Annotated in this window: 13 protein-coding genes and 1 pseudogene; 11 read left to right on the forward strand and 3 right to left on the reverse strand. The window is 72.4% G+C overall.

Features of this window, described 5'->3' with window-relative positions; genetic code table 11:
* Positions 1–145: 145 nt before the first annotated feature.
* Positions 146–856: a DNA-binding response regulator gene (locus ACIRSU_RS16715; RefSeq protein ID WP_403792725.1), complete on the reverse strand. Its 711-nt coding sequence runs from the start codon at positions 854–856 to the stop codon at positions 146–148.
* Between the two features lie 239 nt (positions 857–1,095).
* Between ACIRSU_RS16715 and ACIRSU_RS16720 the strand changes: the two genes are divergently transcribed.
* From ACIRSU_RS16720 to ACIRSU_RS16735, 4 genes are all read left to right on the forward strand, one after another.
* A complete protein-coding gene (locus ACIRSU_RS16720; protein WP_403792727.1) occupies positions 1,096–2,577 on the forward strand; it encodes a von Willebrand factor type A domain-containing protein in 1,482 nt (493 codons plus the stop codon).
* Positions 2,578–2,858: 281 nt separating this feature from the next.
* Positions 2,859–3,545 carry a ScbR family autoregulator-binding transcription factor gene (locus tag ACIRSU_RS16725; RefSeq protein WP_403792729.1) on the forward strand — a complete coding sequence of 229 codons (687 nt, stop codon included), beginning with the start codon at positions 2,859–2,861 and terminating at the stop codon, positions 3,543–3,545.
* A gap of 281 nt (positions 3,546–3,826) precedes the next feature.
* Positions 3,827–4,675, forward strand: coding sequence for a BTAD domain-containing putative transcriptional regulator (locus tag ACIRSU_RS16730; RefSeq protein ID WP_403792731.1), 849 nt, complete (start codon positions 3,827–3,829; stop codon positions 4,673–4,675).
* Between the two features lie 176 nt (positions 4,676–4,851).
* Positions 4,852–7,188 (forward strand): helix-turn-helix domain-containing protein, encoded by a 2,337-nt coding sequence (locus ACIRSU_RS16735; RefSeq protein WP_403792733.1) that lies wholly within the window; start codon positions 4,852–4,854, stop codon positions 7,186–7,188.
* 367 nt (positions 7,189–7,555) lie between these two features.
* Here ACIRSU_RS16735 and ACIRSU_RS16740 read toward each other — a convergent pair whose 3' ends face one another.
* Positions 7,556–8,788, reverse strand: coding sequence for an IS701 family transposase (locus ACIRSU_RS16740; protein WP_403792735.1), 1,233 nt, complete (start codon positions 8,786–8,788; stop codon positions 7,556–7,558).
* Positions 8,789–9,167: 379 nt separating this feature from the next.
* Here ACIRSU_RS16740 and crcB (ACIRSU_RS16745) point away from each other — a divergent pair, with 379 nt between their 5' ends.
* From crcB (ACIRSU_RS16745) to ACIRSU_RS16760, 4 genes and pseudogenes are all read left to right on the forward strand, one after another.
* Complete coding sequence (crcB, locus tag ACIRSU_RS16745) at positions 9,168–9,581, forward strand: fluoride efflux transporter CrcB (protein ID WP_403792737.1); 414 nt, start codon at positions 9,168–9,170, stop codon at positions 9,579–9,581.
* Positions 9,578–9,937: a DUF190 domain-containing protein gene (locus tag ACIRSU_RS16750; RefSeq protein WP_403792738.1), complete on the forward strand. Its 360-nt coding sequence runs from the start codon at positions 9,578–9,580 to the stop codon at positions 9,935–9,937. The genes crcB (ACIRSU_RS16745) and ACIRSU_RS16750 overlap by 4 nt, the downstream gene beginning before the upstream one ends.
* A complete protein-coding gene (gene crcB, locus ACIRSU_RS16755) occupies positions 9,934–10,287 on the forward strand; it encodes a fluoride efflux transporter CrcB (RefSeq protein WP_403792740.1) in 354 nt (117 codons plus the stop codon). The genes ACIRSU_RS16750 and crcB (ACIRSU_RS16755) overlap by 4 nt, the downstream gene beginning before the upstream one ends.
* A 201-nt stretch (positions 10,288–10,488) precedes the next feature.
* Positions 10,489–11,998 (forward strand): annotated as a pseudogene (locus tag ACIRSU_RS16760) (APC family permease).
* A 131-nt stretch (positions 11,999–12,129) separates the two neighbouring features.
* Here ACIRSU_RS16760 and ACIRSU_RS16765 read toward each other — a convergent pair.
* Complete coding sequence (locus ACIRSU_RS16765) at positions 12,130–12,681, reverse strand: hypothetical protein (RefSeq protein ID WP_403792742.1); 552 nt, start codon at positions 12,679–12,681, stop codon at positions 12,130–12,132.
* A 425-nt stretch (positions 12,682–13,106) separates the two neighbouring features.
* Here ACIRSU_RS16765 and kdpF point away from each other — a divergent pair, with 425 nt between their 5' ends.
* From kdpF to kdpB, 3 genes are read left to right on the forward strand one after another with little or no spacing between them, the layout of a single operon-like run.
* Positions 13,107–13,196 (forward strand): K(+)-transporting ATPase subunit F, encoded by a 90-nt coding sequence (kdpF, locus tag ACIRSU_RS16770; RefSeq protein WP_327354689.1) that lies wholly within the window; start codon positions 13,107–13,109, stop codon positions 13,194–13,196.
* An 8-nt stretch (positions 13,197–13,204) separates the two neighbouring features.
* Positions 13,205–14,869: a potassium-transporting ATPase subunit KdpA gene (gene kdpA, locus ACIRSU_RS16775; RefSeq protein ID WP_403792745.1), complete on the forward strand. Its 1,665-nt coding sequence runs from the start codon at positions 13,205–13,207 to the stop codon at positions 14,867–14,869.
* Positions 14,866–17,037 (forward strand): potassium-transporting ATPase subunit KdpB, encoded by a 2,172-nt coding sequence (gene kdpB, locus ACIRSU_RS16780; protein WP_403792747.1) that lies wholly within the window; start codon positions 14,866–14,868, stop codon positions 17,035–17,037. The genes kdpA and kdpB overlap by 4 nt, the downstream gene beginning before the upstream one ends.
* The last annotated feature ends 11 nt before the right edge of the window (positions 17,038–17,048 follow it).

The following is a 17,048-nucleotide window of genomic DNA, read 5'->3' on the forward strand; positions in this document are numbered from 1 at the left end:
GAGGAAGTGGGCCTCTCTCAGCGCTGTGCTGTTCTTTTCGGGGATCGTCTTGATGTCCCTGAGCCGCTCTGTTTGATGGCATGCCGGCAGTCCTCTGATTGTCCTGAAGTGAGGTTGCGGCTCGTGGCGAGATCGAGCTGAGCCCTCACACCCACCCCCTTCGAGCCGCTTCCGCGCCCGCGCGGAAGCGGCTCGTCGTTCCCAGCGCCGACATCAGCTCACCCACCCGTCGGCTGTACGTCCGCGGCGACATGCCGAGGCGGGTCGCCGCCGTTTCGTCCGTCAGGCCGGACAGGAGCGCGTCGAGGACCGGGCGGAGTTGGGGTGGGAGGTCGCGGGTGGGTGGGGTGAGGCCGGAGAGTTCTTGGGCCGCGTCCCAGGAGGTGTGGTGGGCGCGGACGAGGGCGGCGATCACGACCGGGTCGCGGATCAGGAGCAGGCCGTTGTAGAGGAGTTCGAGGTCGAGGGGGACGGCCGCGACCGTGCGGTCGACGACGATCAGTTTGAAGGGGATCGAGTCGCTGACCCGCGCCCGCCCCGGCACCCGCACCGTGCCCGCCACGTGGGGGAGCGCGTGGCGGGGCACGATGCGGCGGACCTCCGCGGCCCGCTCCGTCGCCGCGCGCATGCACGCTCCTGCAAGCTCCAGGAACGGCTCGGGGATCGCGCGCGACGCGGAGGCGGCCGGGTCGTCGAAGGTCAGCAACTCGTGCCGGGTCGAGGCCGCGAGCCCCGCGAGTGCGGCGCTGACCCGGCGGGTGCCGCGGACCGGGCGCCCGGCGAGGCGCTGTGGATCCGGTCCGGCGCGGCCCATCGCCGAACGGGCGAGCATCACGGAGCCCGCAGTCTCTGCCACCGCTGACCACCCCCGCCCGATCGGTGCGCCACCCTGTGCCACTCCATGTACGCACGTGACTGCGTACGGTGACAACCCCTGTTGAAAAGGATGGCGAGTCCCTGCCACAGCGGTGTGCCCCCGCCGCCGTTGCCGCATTGAGATCCATCCGCAACTCCTTCGTCTGCTCCTTGCCGCCTCCCCGGACGTCACATTCACAAGTGCCGTACGAACGGCGGTATCAGAAGGGGGAGTTGCTCATGAAGCGAAGACTCGCCGCAGGGGTGCTCGCGGCCGCGCTGCTGCTCGCCGGCTGTTCCGGCCGGTCGGGCGGCGGTTCCTACCAGGTCGACCGCCCGAGCGGCAACGACCGGCCCGCGCCCCGCGAGACCGGTCAGGCGCACACCTCCACCTTCGCCCTCGACGTGGACACCGCCTCCTACGGCTATGCCCGCCGCGCCCTCGCCGAAGGCCGCCTGCCCGACCCCGCCTCCGTGCGGCCCGAGGAGTTCGTCAACAGCTTCAAGCCCGATTACCCCCGTCCGAAGGACAACGGCTTCAGCGTCACCCTCGACGGCGCCCGCTCCGGCGCCGTCGGCTGGTCGCTGCTGCGCGTCGGACTCGCGACCCGGCCCGCTGACGGTGAACGGCCGCCCGCCGCACTGACGTTCGTCGTCGACGTGTCCGGTTCGATGGGGGAGCCGGGCCGGCTCGACCTGGTCAAGGAGTCGCTGCGGCTGCTCGCGAGCCGGCTCCGCGACGACGACTCCGTCGCGCTCGTCACGTTCAGCTCGGAGGCGGAGACGCGGTTGCCGATGACCCGGGTCGGCGGCAACCGCGACCGGCTGCGCGAGGCCGTCGACGCGCTGGAGATCGCCGGTTCCACCAACGTCGAGGCGGGTGTCCGCACCGGGTACGACGTCGCCGTCGAGGGCCGCCGCGACGCCGTCACCAACCGGGTCGTGCTGCTCTCCGACGCGCTCGCCAACACCGGCGACACCGACGCCGCCGGCATCCTGGAGCGCATCGACACGGAGCGCCGCCGGTACGGGATCACGCTCTTCGGGGTCGGTGTCGGCAGCGAGTACGGGGACGCGTTCATGGAGCGCCTCGCCGACAAGGGCGACGGCCACACCGCGTACGTCTCCACTCCCGAGCAGGCCCGCAAGGTCTTCGTCGACCAGCTCCCCGCCCACATAGAGCTGCGCGCGCGTGACGCCAAGGCGCAGGTCGTCTTCGACGACCGGACGGTGGAGAGCTACCGGCTCGTCGGGTACGAGAACCGCAAGGTCGCCGCCGAGGACTTCCGCGACGACCGGGTCGACGGCGGCGAGGTCGGGGCCGGGCACACGGTGACCGCGCTGTACGCGGTGAAGCTGCGGCCCGGGCGGAGTGGGCGGGTCGCCACGGCCACCGTCCGCTGGCTCGACCCGGCCACCCGCGCCCCGCACGAGCGCTCCGGTACGGTCGACGCGGCCGCGCTGACGCGCGCGTCGGTCTGGGGCGACGGCCATGACAGCCTGCAACTCACCGCCATCGCCGCGTACTTCGCGGACCAACTGCGCGGCGGTGCGGCGGGCGGCGGCGGCCCGCTGCCCGGTTCGCCCGGGCTTGCGGCCCTCGCGGCCCGGGCCGGTTCGCTCGCCGAGCGCGCCGGCTCCGACTCCGTACGGGAGCTGGCGACGGCGATCCGGCAGGCCGACGGAGTGGACGGCGGCGGCTCGGACCCGTACGCCGACTGATTCTTGAAACCGAGTCAACCGGCGCGTCGGTTTTTTCGTCGCCCTGGGTGAAGGGGTGCGCGGACCGGGGCCGGGCGTGACCCTCGACCTGACGTTCTGATGACCGATCCTGTCGTCAAAGCCGCTGGTCAGGCGAGTGGTTCGGCGACTGGCCGATGTTCCGTGTTCACGGCGAACAGGGCTTCGGGTATCTTCCAGTCGCCGGAAAACAGATACCCATGGGTTTGTTTTGTCGGGCTGCCGGGATGCCGGTTCGGGCGATGAGAGGGACGGACTTCCCCATGGCGAAGCAGGATCGTGCGATCCGTACCCGCAAGGCGATCCTGGAGGCGGCGGCGGCCGTCTTCGACGAGCGCGGCTACGAGTCGGCCAAGCTCTCCGACATACTCGCACTCGCCCAGGTGACCAAGGGCGCGCTCTACTTCCACTTCGACTCCAAGGAAGACCTCGCGCACGCGGTGCTCGACGCCCAGGTGGCGGTCGTGCCCACGGCGCCCCCGCAGATCTCCAAGGTGCAGGAGTTCGTCGACGTCGGCATGGTGTTCGCGCACCGGCTGACCCGGGACCGGGTGCTGAGCGGCAGCGTGCGGCTCACCCTCGACCAGGGCGGCCACGAGCTCGACCGCAGCGGCCCCTACCGCGAGTGGACCGAGATCAACCTGCGGCATCTCACCGCGGCCAAGGAGCGTGGCGAGCTGCTGCCGCACGTCGACCCCGCCGAGGTGGCCGGCCTGGTCGTCGCCGCCTATGCCGGGCTCAACCTGATGACCTTCGCGATGGAGGGCGACCGGTCCTCGATGGAGCGCTGGGCCTCGACGCTCTACCACCACTTACTGCCCAGCGTCGTCGTCCCCGCCGTCCTGACCGCGCTCGACCTGGAGCCCGGCCGCGGCGCCCGCGCGCTGGGTCTCGACGAGGGCCGCGACCAGGATGTCGACGCGCGATTCAACGGTCCGGACCAGGGCTGAAAACAGTCCACAAAGCATACCTGCGGGTCCAGTTGCCGCTTCGCTCGGTACGTTTCCCTGCATCTTGATGCGCCCTTGATGCTGATGAATCGCCTCAAAGAGGGCAATTTTCCAGGTCGGACGGTGCACCGATTCCGTACCAGGCGGTTTCTTATTGACATGCTTCCCGGTCTCTTTTCTAATCGTCCCCGGGGGAGCATCCGTTGCGCGTGTGCGCAGACGCTGAGGGGGCAAGGGTGGACGTCCGGATCCTGGGGGGGCTTTCGGTACGCGAGAACGGGGTGTCGCTCACCCCTGCCGCGGCCGCGCCACGACAACTGCTCGCCCTGCTCGCCGCGTCCGCCGACCAGATCGTGCCGGTCTCCGTCCTCATGGAGGAGCTCTGGCCGTCCGGCGCCCCGCGCGGCGCCCGCGCCGAACTCCACGCCCATGTGCTCGGACTGCGCTCCCTGCTCGCCTCCGCGCGGCCCGAGGGCCGTACCGGTGAGGGCGGGCGCACGCCGGAGACCGTGCTCGCCGCCGAGACCGGCGGCTACCGGCTCGACACCGGCGGCGGCTCCCACGACGTCTGGCAGTTCGAGCGCGCGGCCGGCGCCGGCTACCGCGCCATGGAGGCCGGCGACCTGGCGCGCGCCGCGCTCCGGCTCGGCGAGGCCCTCGCGCTCTGGCGCGGCGAGCCGTACGCCGGAGTCGCCTCCGGTCCCCGGCTGGCCGCCGAGGTCGAGCGCCTCGAAGCCTCCCGGCTGAGCGTGCTCGACCAGTGGGCGGAGGCCCAGCTGGGGCTCGGTCTGCACGCCGAGATGGTGCCCGAACTCGCCATGCACGCCGCCCAGTACCCGCTGAGCGAGGCGCTCAACGCCCACTTCATGATCGCGTTGCTGCGCACCGGCCGCACCGACGACGCCCTGGAGGTCTACCAGCGGTTGTGCGCGATGCTCGAGCGCGACGGCGGCCGGACGCCCTCGGCGCGTCTGCGCCGCCTGCACCGCTCGCTCCTCTCCGTACGGGACACGGTGCTGCCCCGGGTGCCGACGCAGCCCCGGTTCCGCGGTGGCCCCACGGCGGTTCCGATGACGGCGGCGCCCTCCGTGACCTCGACGGTGACCCCGACGGCGACCGCGGCGGTCTGATCCCCCGTCAGGGCAGGGGAAAATAGCGGACGCCGGGGGAGGCGGCGGAAGGGGAGCGAACGGGAATGAATCGGGCGATCCTACCGTTGACCGCCATCCACGGCGGATTCAGTTTCGGCCAGCGGTACGGGTTTCCACTGCGTCACCCGGTTCTGCTCAGCAGCGGGAGTTGAAGCATGACCAACCACGGCGCAGACGCGGACGGGGGCGGGGGCCCGGTCGTGGGCATCGACGCGCTCGCCGTCCTGGAGATGCTGGCCCGGCGTGAGCCGCCCGAGCGGTTCACCGAACTCCTCGACCAGGCCCGTGCCTCGGGAACCGAGGACGCCGACCGGGCCCAGCTGGAGCGGGCCGTGCAGCTCGCGGGCGGGGTCGCACACTTCCTCGCGCGCCGCGACCGCTGTGAGACCGGCCTCGACGCCCTCTCCGACACCGCGCGCGACCTGACCCTCCCGTACGACCTCGAAGGACTGCTCCGCACCGTCCTCCGCCGGGCCAAGCGGGTGCTCGAACTGGACCTCGCCTGCCTGACCCTGCGCGGCGACGCGCACGGCGTCCGGGTCATACACGCCTCCGAGGGCAGTGACAGCCGGCGCGACCCGGCGGACTGGTCCGCCGCGCTCGACGGCGACGGTCACGACCGCATCGGCGGCGGACTCAGCGAACTCGCCCAGACGCTCGGCGAACCCGTCTGGACCGAGGACTACCTCAAGGACCAGCGCTTTCCCCATACGGGCGTCCTCGACCAGCTCGTCCGGGACGAGGGGATGCGGGCCGTCGTCGCCGTGCCGCTGCGCGCCGGCGACACCGTCATAGGACTCCTCTACGGGGCCGACCGCCGGGTCCGCCGCTACAGCCCGGGCGAGATCGGGCTGATCAGCTCGCTCGCCGACCTGGCCGCCGTCGCCACGGAGAAGGCCGGGCTCCTCGACCAGACCAGAGCCGAGGTCACCGAACTGGAGCGGGACAGCTCCCGCGTCCGCACCGCGCTCACCCGCATGCGCCACCTCGGCGAGGCCCACGGCCGGATCATGAACCTGATCCTGGCCGGCGGCGACCTGCGCGGCGTGGCCAAGGCGACCGGGGACGCGCTCGACGCCTGTGTCCTGATCCGCGATCCGGGTGGCCGCACCCTCGCCTCCACCGGCGAGATCGGCGAACTCGACGAGGAGGTCGTGGCCAAGGCGTCCCTCGACGCTCACGCGAGCCGCCGGCCGGTCCTCGTGGGCGGGGGCCCGGAGGAGGCCGCGGAGGACGAGCAAGCGGAGGAGCGGGAGGTCGAGCGGGGATCGGAGCGCGAGCAGGCGGCGGACGGCGATCCGGAGGACGCGCGGCGGCCGGGCCGCGGCCATGAGCAGGGCCTCGCCGACGCTCTCGCCGACGATCGCGGGGACGACCTAGGCAATGACCTGGGCGACGGCTTCGCCGACGGTTTCGCCGGCGACGCCGAGGAGTTCGGCGAGGAGTTCGGCGAGGGCCTCGACGACCTCGCCCCGTACGCCCGCTGGGGCCTCGGCCGCACCCGGCGGCCGCAGCAGCGGCCCGGGACCTGGATCGCGCCCGTCATCGCCGGCTCCGAGGACCTGGGCGTGCTCATCGTGCGCGCCGCGACCCCGCTCAGCGGCGAGGACGAGCGACTGCTCGAACTCGCCGCGCAGTCCGTCGCCCTGCTGATCCTGATGCAGCGTTCCACGGCCGTCGCCGAGGGGCCGGTCCGTGACGAGCTGCTCGACGACCTGCTCGCCGAGCCGCAGCACGCGCCGCAGCAGATCGCGCAGCGCGCCCGCCGCCTCGGCATCGACCTGCGCGAACCGCATGTCGTCGTGGTCGCCCGCCCCGAGGGCGGCGAGCAGGGCCGGGCCGTGGTGTGGGCGTCCTCGTACGCCTACCGGATGTCCGGCCTGAAGACCGTGCAGGGCGGCAGCGTCGTCCTCCTGCTGCCCGGTGTGGACGCGTCGGGCGCCGCCAAGGCCGTCTCCGGCGAGCTCGCCCCGCTGCTCGGCCACCCGGTGTCGGTGGGCGCGGCCGGTCCCGGCTGGAGCCCGGACGGCGTGGGCCGGCTGTTCCAGGAGGCCATGCGCTGCCTGGACGCGATGAGCGCGCTGGGCGGCGCGGGCTCGGCGGCGTCGGCCGAGGACCTGGGCTTCCTCGGCCTGCTCCTGTCGGACGACCACGACGTGGACGGCTTCATCGAGTCGGCGATCGGGCCCGTACTGGACTACGACGCCGAGCGGGTCACCGATCTGATCCACACCCTGGAGGCGTACTTCGCGTCCGGCGGCAGCCCCACGAACGCGGCCGAGGCGCTGCACGTCCACCCGAACACCGTCTCGCGGCGACTGGAACGCATCGGCGAACTCCTCGGCCCGGAGTGGCAGAAGCCCGGCCAGGTCCTGGAGGTCCAGCTGGCGCTCCGGCTCCAGCGCACCCGGGCCGTCCTCGCCCGCCGCCGCGCCGCCCTCGCCGAGCAGCGCCCAACGGGCGGCCCGTCCTGCGCCGACCGCCCAGTCTGAGCGGCCGGGAGTCCGAGCGGCCGGGAGTCCGAGCGGCCGGGGGGCCGGGAGCCGACCGGCCGCGAGTCTGAGCGCCCGGGAGTCCGACCGCTCGGGATTCCGAGCCGCCGGCCGTCTGACTGCCTGGGGTTGATCCGCCGGGAGCCCGACCGCCCGGGAGTCTGAGCGCCCGGGAGTCTGAGCGCCCGGGAGTCTGAGCCGCCGGCCGTCCGACCGCCAGGGGCTGATCCGCCGGGAGCCGACCGCCCGGCAGTCGGAGCGGCCGCGGTGCGGGTCGGCGTACGGCGCGCGTACGAGGCCCGGGAGTCCCGACTCCCGGGCCCCTGCCGATGCCCTCGGCGGAGGTCGGCTCTTCGCCGCGGCGAGGTCAGCCCGCCGAGCGGGCCTGGATCTCGCAGTACGGCGCGATCCGCTCGGTCCCGAGCACGGTCGCCGCGTGCGCGGCCGAGGCCAGCGTGATGTGCCGGTGCCAGCCGCGGAACGAGCGCCCCACGAAGTCCCGCAGCCCCGCGCCCTCGCCGACCTGCCGGAAGTCCCGCTCCACCCGGCGCGACAGCTTGGTCAGCCGCAGCAGCGGACCGACCGCCGAGCCCGTCAGGTCCGTGATCCACAGCCGGGCGGGCGAGCGCCGCGGGTCGTCCCACTCGCCGAGCAGGAGCAGCGGCCGCTGCCGTTCTCCCGGCGGCACGGGCAGGGTGACGCGCACGGCGGTGGCGAGCGAGGTGCGCGAACTGCGCACCCCGGCCGCCGAGTCCACCCAGCTCACCGGGCGGCGCAGGCCCTTGAGCGACTCCAGGATCTGCAGTGCGGTGAGCGGCCCGGCGCCGAAGCCGGGCAGCGAGCGGTCGGCGACGGTCAGCCGGCAGTTCGTGCCGATCCGGGCGACCACGGGGACGCCGGCGAGCGCGAGCCGGTGCAGGGCGGCGCGCCCGGCGCCGCCGCGGATGTCGAGCAGCACCGGCTTGCGGGCCACGTCGGGCCAGCGGGCCGTGTCGAGCGCCGCGTTGACCGCGCACTCCTCCAGGGTCTCCTCGCCGGCGCCCTCCGGCACCTCGGCGCGGTCCCGGCGCGTCGGGTCCTTGACCCACGGATCGGGCAGGAACAGGCGCCAGTTGACGGGGACGCTGGTCTCCTCGCCCGCGAACCACACGCCGAACGCCTGCTGGCCGCGGAACACCTGCCCCTGCTCGGGGTCGAAGCGCCGGTCGACGCCGACCGAGTGCTGGCCGGCCTTCGGTATCGGCATCGGCCGCACCACCCACGCCTGCGGGGCGCCGTGCCGCTGCAGATAGCGCGCGAGCTCGGCCCGCATGGGCCGCCAGTCCCAGGTCGAGCTGGAGATGAAGTGGTGCAGGCTCTGCTCGGCCGCCGGGCCGCCGATCTGCGCGGCGATGTTGCGGATCGACTTGCGGCCCTGCGCGGTGAGCAGCCCGCGCAGGTACTGCTCCGCCTTCATGCGCTGGTCACGGCGCGGAAAGCCGGAGAAGAGCGCGGCGCAGAGTTCGCCGTACACGTCGTCGTCGGCCGTGTCCCGAAGCTCCCCCCGGAGCTCCCGATGCGCGGCGACGGTTCTGAACCTGGTGGTGACGGATGTACTCACGACACTCCTGCCCTACGGATTGCGCAGCTCCCTCCAGCTGCCCCTCCACCGTCGCCTGTCGCGGCCCGCGACACGAGGTGTACGCGGCACCCGTCTGGGCGCCTCGATGGTGGCCGGACCACCGCCATACCCCGCGGGGGGATCTGACAGACTCGCCGCACGGGCTTTGACCGGTGCGACGCCCCGCCGGACGATCGGGTCGAGGCAGCACGGGCCGGGCTCCGGTTAATGCCCCAGGCCGGAGCCCGCGCCTGTGCGCCTTGCCTTTTTCCCGCCCCGTCGGAGGTGGCAGCGGGTTCCGTACGGACGGGTAGACCCGCGGGTAACCCGGCCCGGGCCGTGGACCGCGGACCGGTCGCTACCCGACTAACCTGGCTCCATGGGATTCCGCGCGCAGCTGCCGGTCGTCGGGGTGGTCGCCGCGGGCGGCGCACTCGGCGCCGTGGCGCGTTATGCCGCGATCCTTGTCTGGCCCACTCCCGCCGGCGCCTTCCCCTGGACGATCCTGACCGTCAACGCGGTCGGCTGCGCGGTCCTCGGCGTGGTCATGGTCCTCGCGACCGAGACCGTCACCCCGCCGCATCCGCTCCTGCGCCCCTTCCTCGGCACCGGGGTCTGCGGCGGTTTCACGACATTCTCGACCTACGCCCTCGACACCCAACGCCTGCTCGCCGCGGGCGACGTCGCCCGCGGAATGATCTATCTCGCGGCCACCGCGCTCACCGCGTTCGCCGCCGTGGCGGCGGCCGTCCTCGCCACCCGGGCCGCCGTACGAGCGAGGAGGACGGCATGACCGCACGCACACGGCTCGCGGGCCGGGCGCTCCGCATGACGATCGTCGTCGGCGAGACCGACACCTGGCACCACCGCCCGCTCTACAGCGAGATCGTGCACCGCGCGCACGCCGCCGGGCTCGCCGGCGCCTCCGTCTTCCGCGGCATCGAGGGCTTCGGCTCCTCCGCCCTCGTCCACACCACCCGGCTGCTCTCGCTCACCGAGGACCTGCCGGTGGCGGTGCTGATCGTGGACACCGAGGCGCGGGTACGGGCCTTCCTGCCCGAGCTCGACGAACTGCTCACCGAGGGCGGCCTGGTGCTGCTCGACGCCTGCGAGGTCGTACGGTACGGGCCCGGGGAGCCCGAGGAGTGAACTGGCTGCTCGTCGTCGTGGGCGCCGCCGTAGGCGCGCCCCTGCGCTACCTGACGGACCGCGCCGTCCAGGCCCGCCACGACTCCGTCTTCCCCTGGGGCACGTTCGTCGTGAACGTGGTCGGCTCGCTGATCCTGGGCCTGCTCACCGGCGTCGCCTCGGCCCGCGCCGGACTGCTGCTCGGCACGGGCCTGTGCGGCGCCCTCACCACGTACTCCACCTTCTCCTTCGAGACCCTGAAGCTGTACGAGGGCGGGGCCCGCGCCTACGCGGCCGCGAACGTCCTCGGCAGCACCGCCGCCGGTCTCGGCGCGGTGTGGCTGGGCGTGGAGCTGGCCAAGGGCTTCTGAACGCCTCCGAACCTCTCGCGACCTCTCGCGACCTCTCGAACCCCTCGCGACCTCTCGCACCTCTCGCAACCTCTCGCGCTCGCGTCAGGATCGCGTCAGGACGGAGGCCGTGGGCGTCAAGAGCGCGGGAGGACCGCACGGACCCGGCCGAAACGGACCGCACTCTGGGGCAGACCTGCAGGGACGCTGCAAGGACCCGTCGTGAAAGGAAACCCGGGAGATGGCCGTCAAGACCGAGAGCACTGCCGTAGGGGCGCGGAGGAGCCTCCTGATACGGCGGGGAACGATCCCGGTGCCCGGCACCGGCTCACCGCGCTCCAGGGCCTCGCCGCCCTCTCGCTCGACGCGATGGCGTCCGTCGCGTACGGCCCCGAGGCCGTCGTGCTCGTCCTGGCCGCCGCCGGCGCGCACGGGCTGGGCTTCACGCTGCCGGTCACGCTCGCCATCGCCGGGCTGCTCGCCGTCCTCGTCGCCTCGTACCGACAGGTCATCGCCGCCTTCCCGGACGGCGGCGGCTCGTACGCGGTCGCCAAGAGGCACCTGGGCCGGCGCGCCGGCCTGGTCGCCGCGGCCTCGCTCGTCCTCGACTACGTGCTCAACGTCGCCGTCGCCGTCACGGCCGGCGTCGCCGCCCTCACCTCCGCCTACCCGGCGCTCTACGCCGACCGGTTGCCGCTCTGCCTCGGCGTCCTCGTGCTCGTCACGGCCGTGAACCTGCGCGGCATCGTCGAATCGGCCCGCGCGTTCATCGTGCCCACCGCCGTGTTCGTCGGCGCGATCCTCGCCATGGTGGTCGTCGGCCTCTTCCGCGACGCCCCCGTCTCCCTCGTCTCCGGCGTCTCGCCCGTCTCTCTCGCCTCCCCTGTCTCTCTCGCCTCCCCTGTCTCCCCCGTCTCCACCGTCGCCTCCGCCGGACAGGCCTCCGTCCTTGCACCGGCACGGCGTGGTCTGGCTCGCGGTCGTCTCGGCCGGACTGCTCGTCTTCTCCGGGGGCGACACCAACACCCTCGTCCCGCTCTTCGCGATCGGCGTCTTCGTCGGGTTCACGCTCGCCCAGACCGGCATGGTGCTGCACTGGAAGGCCACCGGGCAGTGGGGCAAGGCACTGCTCAACGGCCTCGGCGCGGTCCTGACCGGCGTCTCGGCGGTCGTCGTCACCGCCACCAGGTTCCACGACGGCGCCTGGCTGATCGTGATCGCGCTGCCGCTGCTCGTCGCCCTCTTCGAGGGCGTGCACCGGGCGTACGGGAGGATCGGCGAGCGCCTGGGCGTCGGGCGTGTGCCCGAACCGCCGCACCGCGCCCACTCGCTCGTCCTGGTGCCCGTCTCCTCCCTCACCCGGGTCACCAGCGAGGCCCTGACCGCCGCCGTCTCCCTCGGCGACGAGGTCCGCGCGGTCACCGTCTGCCACCCCGACCCCGAGGACCGCGCCCAGACCGAGGCCCTGGAACGCGACTGGGACCTGTGGAACCCGGGCGTCCCGCTGATCCGCCTCACCTCCGAGCGCCGCTCGCTCGGCCGCCCCATCACCGCGTACGTACGGGAGTTGACCGCCGCCCGGCCGGACAGCCGCGTCACCGTCCTCATCCCGGAGGCCGAGCCCGAGCGGCTGTGGCAGCGGCTCCTCCAGAACCAGCGCGGTGCGGTCGTCGCCCACGCGGTACGGCGGGACACGGACGCGGCGGTGTGCCGGCTGCGGTTCCGGATCTGACGGCCGTACGAAGCGGGCGCCGCTCGGCCGTACGAAGCGGGCGCCGCTCCACGCGGGAGCGGCGCCCTTCGTCGTACGTCGGCCCAGCGGCCCAGGCGCTCAGGCGCTCAGCGGCTCCAACGCTCCTGGGCTCAGAGCCCGGAAACCCGGAACACCCGTTCCGCCGTCTCCCGGTCGATCCGCCGCTGCATCTGGTGCAGGGCGGTCTGGCCGCACAGCAGCGTGCCGTCCCGCAGGGACGTACGGGCGGCGGTGCTGACGAGCTGCCACAGCGGCGGGTTGTCGACCAGGACCTGCGGGTCGAGCTCGGCCCGGCCGCCGTCCTTGTCGCGCAGCACGAGGCGCTGCGCCACGCCGTTGGACCAGCGCACCGAAGCGAGCCGGTCGGTGCGCACGGTGTGCCGCGTCCACAGCCCGCGCACGCTGAGCCGGCCCGGGGCGGCGCTCACCCGGGCCGGCAGCAGGATGACGAGGAGCAGGACGGCGAGGCCGACCCACAGCGCCACGCTCCAGGTCTCCAGACCGCCGTCGACCGCGTCCACGACGAGGAGGGCGGCGAGCAGCAGCCCGGCGCAGCCGGCGGCGGTGCGGGCCTCCCCGGCCCAGGTGGTGTCATGGGCGGTGACCGGGGGTTCCGCGTCGTCGGCGTCGGGACGGACCCTCATCGGCTTCATGTGCTGCATACGACAGACGCTAGGCCCGTGCCCCGGCACCGACACGGCGCCCTGACGGACCGCTTACGCCACCTACGGCAACCTTGATGCCCGCCTGACGGGACGGACGGACGGGCGGCCCGGTCACCTAGTGCGTGCTCGGGGTCAGGCCACTGACGCCCCGCCTGCTGACCGCGCGCGTCAGGCCACTGACGTCCCGCCTGCTGACCGCGCGGCTGACCGAAACCGGCGTAGGGGATGCGTCAAGACGACTGCTCGCGGCGTTAGGGGCCCGTCAACAGCGGCGATGTCCTGGCCGGAAGGCGTTTTCCTCGTCACGTCAGACACATCCGCTCTCTCTGTCAGGAGCTCACGATGGCCGACGTGGCCTTCGTGGTCACCACGCTCGCGGTCTTCGCGCTGGTGGCCTTCATCGCCAAGGGGGTGGCGAAGCTGTGAGTGCCGAGAACATCGTCGGTCTCGTCGTCGCCGTCGCCCTGCTCGGGTACCTCGTCCTCGCCCTCGTCAAGCCGGAGAGGTTCTGAGCCCCGACATGAGTCCCGTTCTTGCCGGTGCCCTCCAGCTCCTGGCGCTGATCGTCGCCCTCGGCCTGTCCTACAAGCCCCTGGGCGAGCACATGGCGCGGGTCTACTCCTCGGAGCAGCACCTCAGACCCGAGAAGTGGATATACAAGGCCATCGGAGCCGATCCCGACACCGAGATGCGCTGGCCCGCGTACCTGCGCGGGGTGCTCGCCTTCTCCGTCGTGAGCGTGCTCTTCCTCTACCTGCTGCAGCGCGTCCAGGGCTCCCTGCCCGGCTCGCTCGGCTTCGTCTCCATCGACCCGGACCAGGCGTTCAACACGGCCGCGTCCTTCGTGGCCAACACCAACTGGCAGTCGTACTACGGCGAGCAGGCCATGGGCCATGTCGTGCAGACCGGCGGCCTCGCGGTGCAGAACTTCGTCTCGGCGGCGGTGGGGATCGCCGTGGCGGTGGCCCTCGTGCGCGGCTTCGCCCGGTCCCGTACCGGTGTGCTCGGCAACTTCTGGGCCGACCTGGTGCGCGGCTCCGTCCGCATCCTGCTGCCGATCTCCGTCGTGGGCGCGCTGGTCCTGGTCGCCACGGGCGTCATCCAGAACTTCTCCGGCATCCACGAGGTCGGTCAGTTCATGGGCGGCAGCCAGCAGTGGAACGGCGGCGCGGTCGCCTCGCAGGAGGTCATCAAGGAGCTGGGCACCAACGGCGGCGGCTACTTCAACGCCAACTCCGCCCACCCCTTCGAGAACCCCAACGGGCTCTCCAACCTCTTCGAGATCTACCTGATCCTCGTCATCCCCTTCGCGCTCACCCGCACCTTCGGGCGCATGGTCGGCTCGATCAGGCAGGGCTACGCGATCCTTGCGACCATGGGCGTCATCTGGCTCGGCTTCGTCGCGCTGATGATGTGGACCGAGTTCGCCCACCCGGGCCCCGCCTTCGACATCGCGGGCGGCGCGATGGAGGGCAAGGAGACCCGCTTCGGCATCGGCGGCTCGTCGATCTTCGCGGTCACCACCACGCTGACCTCGACCGGCGCGGTCAACTCCTTCCACTCCTCGTACACCGGCTTCGGCGGCGGCCTCACGATGCTGGGCATGCAGCTCGGCGAGATCGCGCCCGGCGGTGTCGGCTCCGGCCTCTACGGCATGCTGGTCATGGCGGTCATCGCCGTCTTCGTCGCCGGCCTGATGGTCGGCCGCACCCCCGAGTACCTGGGCAGGAAGATCGGCACCCGCGAGATCACCTACGCGGCCTGCTACATCCTCGTCACCCCGGCGCTCGTGCTCGTCTTCACCGCCCTCGCGATGGCCCTGCCCACGCCCGCCCACTCCATGACGAACACGGGCGCGCACGGCTTCTCCGAGATCCTCTACGCCTACACCTCCGGCGCGAACAACAACGGCTCCGCCTTCGCCGGCCTGAACGCCGACACCCAGTGGTTCAACACGACGATCGGCATCGCGATGCTGCTCGGCCGCTTCCTGCCCATGGTGTTCGTGCTCGCGCTCGCCGGCTCGCTCGCCGAGCAGACGCCCGTCCCCGAGACCGCGGGCACCCTGCGCACCGAGAAGCCGCTCTTCACCGGCCTGCTCGTCGGCACCGTCGTGATCATCACCGGTCTCACCTACTTCCCGGCCCTGGCCCTTGGCCCGCTCGCCGAAGGACTCGCAGCATGAGCACCCTCACACCCACCCGCGCACCGCACGAGGACGCACCCCGGCCCGCGCACCAGCACGAGGACGGCGACGCAGGCCGGGTCGGCGGGGGCCTGTTCGACCCGAGGCAGCTGCTGAAGTCGCTGCCGGACGCGCTGCGCAAGCTCGACCCGCGGGTGATGGTCAAGTCGCCGGTCATGTTCGTGGTCCTGGTCGGCTCGGTGGTCACCACCGTGCTCGCGTTTCTGAACCCGGGCGACTGGTTCGGCTGGGCGATCACCGCCTGGCTGTGGCTGACGAACATCTTCGCCAACCTGGCGGAGGCCGTCGCCGAGGGCCGTGGCAAGGCCCAGGCCGACACCCTGCGCAGGGCCAAGACCGACACCGTGGCGCGACGCCTGACGAAGGACGGCAGGGGCGAGGAGCAGGTCCCCGGCACCGAGCTGCGCATCGGCGACCTGGTGGTCTGCGAGGCCGGCGACGTCATCCCCGGCGACGGTGACGTCGTCGAGGGCGTGGCGTCGGTCGACGAGTCCGCCATCACGGGCGAGTCGGCGCCGGTGATCCGCGAGTCCGGCGGCGACCGTTCGGCTGTCACCGGCGGTACGAAGGTGCTGTCCGACCGGGTCGTCGTCAAGATCACGACGAAGCCGGGCGAGACCTTCATCGACCGCATGATCAACCTGGTCGAGGGCGCCGCCCGGCAGAAGACGCCGAACGAGATCGCGCTCAACATCCTGCTGGCGTCCCTCACCATCGTCTTCCTGCTCGCCGTCGTCACCCTGAAGCCCTTCGCGGTCTACGCGGGCGCCGACAGGCAGACCTCGATGATCGTGCTGACCGCCCTGCTGGTCTGCCTCATCCCGACGACCATCGGCGCGCTGCTCTCCGCGATCGGCATCGCCGGCATGGACCGCCTGGTCCAGCGCAACGTCCTCGCGATGTCCGGGCGCGCCGTCGAGGCGGCCGGCGACGTGTCGACGCTGCTGCTCGACAAGACCGGCACGATCACCCTCGGCAACCGCCAGGCCGCCGAGTTCGTGCCCGTGCGCGGTACGACGGAGGCGGAGGTCGCCGACGCCGCCCAGCTCTCCTCGCTGGCCGACGAGACGCCCGAGGGCCGCTCGGTGGTCGTCCTCGCCAAGGAGAGGTACGGGCTGCGTGAGCTCCCACCCGTCGCCCACCACCACCCTTCCGCGGAAGCGCTTCGCGCGCCTTCTCTCGGCGAGCTCGCGCACGCCGAGTGGATCGAGTTCACCGCCCAGACCCGGATGTCCGGCGTCGACGTCGACGGCAGGAAGGTCCGCAAGGGCGCGGCCGGGTCCGTCATCGCCTGGGTCGAGGAGCGCGGCGGCACCGTCGCCGCCGACGCCCGTACCGTCGCCGACGCGATCTCCGAGGCCGGCGGCACCCCGCTGCTCGTCGCCGTGGAGGACGCCGAGGGCGCCCGCGTCCTCGGCGTCATCCACCTGAAGGACGTCGTCAAGGAGGGCATGCGCGAGCGGTTCGACGAGCTGCGGCGCATGGGCATCAGGACGATCATGATCACGGGTGACAACCCGCTGACCGCCAAGGCCATCGCCGAGGAGGCGGGCGTCGACGACTTCCTCGCCGAGGCCACCCCCGAGGACAAGATGGCCCTCATCAAGCGCGAGCAGGCCGGCGGGAAGCTGGTCGCGATGACGGGTGACGGCACGAACGACGCCCCGGCGCTGGCCCAGGCGGACGTGGGCGTGGCGATGAACACGGGCACGTCGGCCGCGAAGGAGGCCGGCAACATGGTCGACCTCGACTCCGACCCGACCAAGCTCATCGAGATCGTCGAGATCGGCAAGCAGCTCCTCATCACCCGAGGGGCCTTGACCACCTTCTCCATCGCCAACGACGTGGCGAAGTACTTCGCGATCATCCCCGCGATGTTCGCGGTCGCCTACCCGGGCCTGGACAAGCTGAACATCATGCGGCTCGCCTCGCCGGAGTCCGCGATCCTGTCCGCGGTCGTCTTCAACGCGCTGATCATCGTCGCGCTCGTGCCGCTCGCCCTGAAGGGCGTGCGCTACCGGCCGACCAGCGCCGACAGGATGCTCCGCCGCAACCTCGGGCTCTACGGACTCGGCGGCCTGGTCGCCCCGTTCGTCGGCATCAAGATCATCGACCTGCTTCTCTCCCTCATCCCCGGACTGAGTTAATTCAGAAGGCG

Origin of the sequence: Streptomyces sp. NPDC101160 (assembly GCF_044768205.1) — a bacterium.
Classification (GTDB): domain Bacteria; phylum Actinomycetota; class Actinomycetes; order Streptomycetales; family Streptomycetaceae; genus Streptomyces.